At 46.8% G+C, this 3,425-nt stretch carries 4 protein-coding genes; 1 reads left to right on the top strand and 3 read right to left on the bottom strand.

Features of this window, described 5'->3' with window-relative positions; translation table 11 throughout:
- The 3 genes from hydG to L5656_RS11010 form a co-directional block, all read right to left on the bottom strand.
- The coding region (hydG, locus tag L5656_RS11020; RefSeq protein ID WP_297202908.1) for a [FeFe] hydrogenase H-cluster radical SAM maturase HydG at positions 1-1,262 on the bottom strand (1,262 nt) is incomplete at its 3' end.
- 425 nt (positions 1,263-1,687) lie between these two features.
- Positions 1,688-2,083, bottom strand: a complete 396-nt coding sequence (locus L5656_RS11015) for a hypothetical protein (RefSeq protein WP_297202907.1) — start codon at positions 2,081-2,083, stop codon at positions 1,688-1,690.
- Positions 2,080-2,544, bottom strand: coding sequence for a hypothetical protein (locus L5656_RS11010; RefSeq protein ID WP_297202905.1), 465 nt, complete (start codon positions 2,542-2,544; stop codon positions 2,080-2,082). The genes L5656_RS11015 and L5656_RS11010 overlap by 4 nt, the downstream gene beginning before the upstream one ends.
- Positions 2,545-2,677: 133 nt before the next feature.
- Here L5656_RS11010 and L5656_RS11520 point away from each other — a divergent pair, with 133 nt between their 5' ends.
- Positions 2,678-2,860 carry a DUF6922 domain-containing protein gene (locus L5656_RS11520; protein WP_428849310.1) on the top strand — a complete coding sequence of 61 codons (183 nt, stop codon included), beginning with the start codon at positions 2,678-2,680 and terminating at the stop codon, positions 2,858-2,860.
- The last annotated feature ends 565 nt before the right edge of the window (positions 2,861-3,425 follow it).

The raw sequence follows: 3,425 nt of genomic DNA, 5'->3' as shown, positions 1-3,425 counted from the left end.
TACTCTTTAAAAGTTAGAATGGCATTGGGTTGGCATACGTTCTGGATCTGCCCCGATTTGGCCAGGGCCATGAAACGCTCTCCTGTACGGCCCCGCCGGTAACAAGCAGTACAATAGCTAGGTAGATACCCCCGCTGGCAGAGATCCCGGATAACCTCATCAGGATGCCGGCGATCCTCCACTTCAAACTGGGGTATTTCCTCTTGTACTTGGGTATAGTGACGGCCATAGCCACCTACCCCTGTGCACGAGCCCGCACTGAGCTGGGAAACTCCTAGCTTAAAAAGCACGCTCCGGAATTCGGGGCTTTCCCTGGTGGAAAGGATAATTCCTGTATAGGGCACTGCCAGCCGGATCACTGCTACAGCTTTCTTAAATTCTTCGTCAGAAGCCAGGTAAGGAAAATTCTCCAGGGACACACCTTTTGCCGGACGTAGCCGGGGTATCGATATGGTGTGCGGACCTACGCCGAAGGCTTTCTCCAGGTGCCGGGCATGATACAGGAGGCCTAAAACTTCAAATTTGTAATCGTAAAGACCGAAAAGGACACCTAAGCCTACATCATCTATACCTGCTTCCATAGCCCTATCCATAGCCGTCGTGTGCCAATCATAATCAGCTTTGGGGCCAGAAGGATGCATATATTCATAGGTAGGTCGGTGGTAAGTCTCCTGGAAGAGCACATAAGTCCCGATACCAGCTTTTTTAAGCTCCCGGTACTCATCCACTGTGGTAGCCGCGATGTTTACATTCACCCTGCGTATACTCCCGTTCTTCTCTGTTATCCTGTATATCCGGCGGATAACTTCCACCACATACTCCAAGGGACAGTTTCGGGGATCTTCCCCTGCCTCCACGGCCAGGCGTTTATGCCCCAAGGATTCTAAAATGCGTACCTCCCGCTCCAACTCTTCCCAAGTAAGCCGGCGCCTGGTGAATTTATTATCCCGGCGGTAACCGCAATAACGGCAGTTATTAATGCAGTAATCGCTAATATACAGCGGCGCGAAAAGTACCATGCGCTTCCCGTAGATCTTTTCTTTTATCTCCCCTGCGGCGGTAAAGATGTCCTGCCACAAAGCCCCGTCTTTAGCCTGAAGCAGTACAGCAGCTTCATAAGGCTCAAGGCCTTTAGCTTCCCGAGCTTTCTCCACAATTTTCTCGGCTAATCCAGAAGGTGCCTTTAGAGCTTCCTCCAACAGGCCCTCGATTTCTTCCTGCGGTATAAAATCCGCCCGGTAATTATGTCCCGGAATATACATTTCTAGCTAGTCCCTCCTTTGGGTGGCTACATGTAAATGAGTGGGTACATACAAAATAAAAAGCTTACCCACCACCTGCGAATAGCTGGGTAAGCTTTTGTTACTCCCGATACCCATAAATCCATATCCTTACCCTCCCCTTGATATTCAGGGCGCCACCCCTCTTGGCTTCCCCTCATCGCAGGATTAAATTTCGCATCCTCCCGGACGGGTGCTAGGTCCCAGCCGAATACGGCTGTCCCCGCCCGAACCGGTCAGATTGTTCTAGTATTATTTTGTACAATCAACCGTAAAAAATCAAGTTAAAGTGGGTATAAGTATTTTGCCACGGTATCTCCTGCCCTCTTTAACCAAAGAAAATAACACCAAGGAATTCTTAAAAATAGGTGCATGGTAGGTAACCTTATACCTACTGAGCCTTTGGATTATTTCCCGTATAGCTGCTCCACGTGGGAGACAAGACTCTTCATTTTGGGTTTTAACTTGGGTAGCCACCTTTCATATTGCTCCTCCACGTATCTAGCCTCTTCTTCTTTATGCTGAGTGCGTAGGTAGCTCGAGTAAGCGGTTATTAGTTGACTATTAAGCAGTTCTAAGGGCGTTTCTATTGTTATATTTACTCCTTCTAAGGGCGTGGAGCGGCTAAGAAAGTTGTATATACACCTAGTATAAAGCATGTGTATAAGGCTTAACCTTAGCTCGGGGTTTGCCCATGTTATCCCTGAGAGCAACGCTTCCAGATATTTACTTATTTCACCCTCGCTATGCTTGTCTAGTTCATGTTGTAAGTAATGGAAAAGCTCGCGCAGGAAATGTTTCATCTCCTCTTTAAATTCCCTGTCACGGAATCCAGTTGTATTTCCTTCTTGCCTTTTTCTCCTGTACTGAAACGCACCAAAAAATCACATAGCCAATCAAAGTAGTGGTATACCCCGGAAATAACACAATAGAAAGGCACGTTCACCGCCAAACGGCCGTCTCGCAGGGCCTCTATAGCAGGTTTCAGGTCTTTTTTATCTCCAAGGAGATTAGCTCCAGGTACACCGGATAACGTTCTGTAATCTCTTCCATATCTTGAAAGAAATTCTTCCTGCTCAAGGCCCTCTCTATCTCGTAGTTCATTTATCTCTTCCCTTGCCTTACGTAAATCGTCAAGAGTCTTTCTGAGAAGCAGCAAATAAAAACTTTCTTGAGTATCCGGAAAAACAGCCCACCCTAAGGCTGTAAGGAATACCTTCAATTCGTCATCGGTATAGTGGTCGTAACATAAAGATAAAGCCATATTCTCTAGCGCCCTGTATATTACCTGTTCCATCTCGTAACGGTAAGAGCAATTCGGCCTCTCTCCCCCTTCTCTTCTTCCTCTTCATCACCTAAAGGTAAAAGGTGCACTGGAATCCGCACCTGGCGTAAATATGCTGGACTCTTATTTTATCCTTGAGCGGTTACTGGAATACGGCGATACTCGAGCCGTCCAGTGGGTTTTGAGCCAGTATGGAGATGAAGAAATCAAAAGAGTAATTAAAACCAGCCCTAGGCTATCTCCTAAAGCTGGCCAGGCTCCAGGATCTAGGCGATTTTCAAGTGCTGGAAAATAGAAGCCATCGCCTCGCGAGGCAGCAAAAAAGATTTTAAACTTACGCCAGTGCCTGGAACTCTACCAGCGTAAGTTTGCAGGAACAAACTTTAACTTATATCACGTGCTGAAAAGCCTTACCTACTTTGCCGATGCAGAAAATGAAAAGGACCCTATTTTACTGCGCCCCGTTAGTTGGACCCAAATAAAGAAGTACTTCGAACAAGTTGTGCCCCCGCTTTTAAACTGCATATAAACTTGCCCTTTATCCTCAAGTACCTGAGTTGCAGGTTGCTTTTTGGTCCTAGGTGGCTTAACGCGGCCAGGGTCTTTTTTTCCGGAGAATTTAATTATACTTAACCAACCAACCCCATAACCACCACACTTCATCTCCGTTTACACTCCGTTTTTTGAGCATATGTATTATAAAGTACTCCTAAAACTTTCCTCCAGGGGCCCCGTTAGAGCTTCAGGTGGCGGTTGCGCTTAAGCCTTTTTAAGAGCTTATCCAACTCCCATGTATTTATTATGTCTTCCGGTTCGAGCCAGGCCCGGCGGGCTACAGCCAACCCGTATTCCATATCTTC

The sequence above is a fragment of the Thermanaeromonas sp. genome, assembly GCF_021890735.1.
In the GTDB taxonomy this organism is placed as follows: Bacteria; Bacillota; DSM-521; order Neomoorellales; family Neomoorellaceae; genus Thermanaeromonas.
This window is presented reverse-complemented; position numbering and strand designations above follow the sequence as displayed.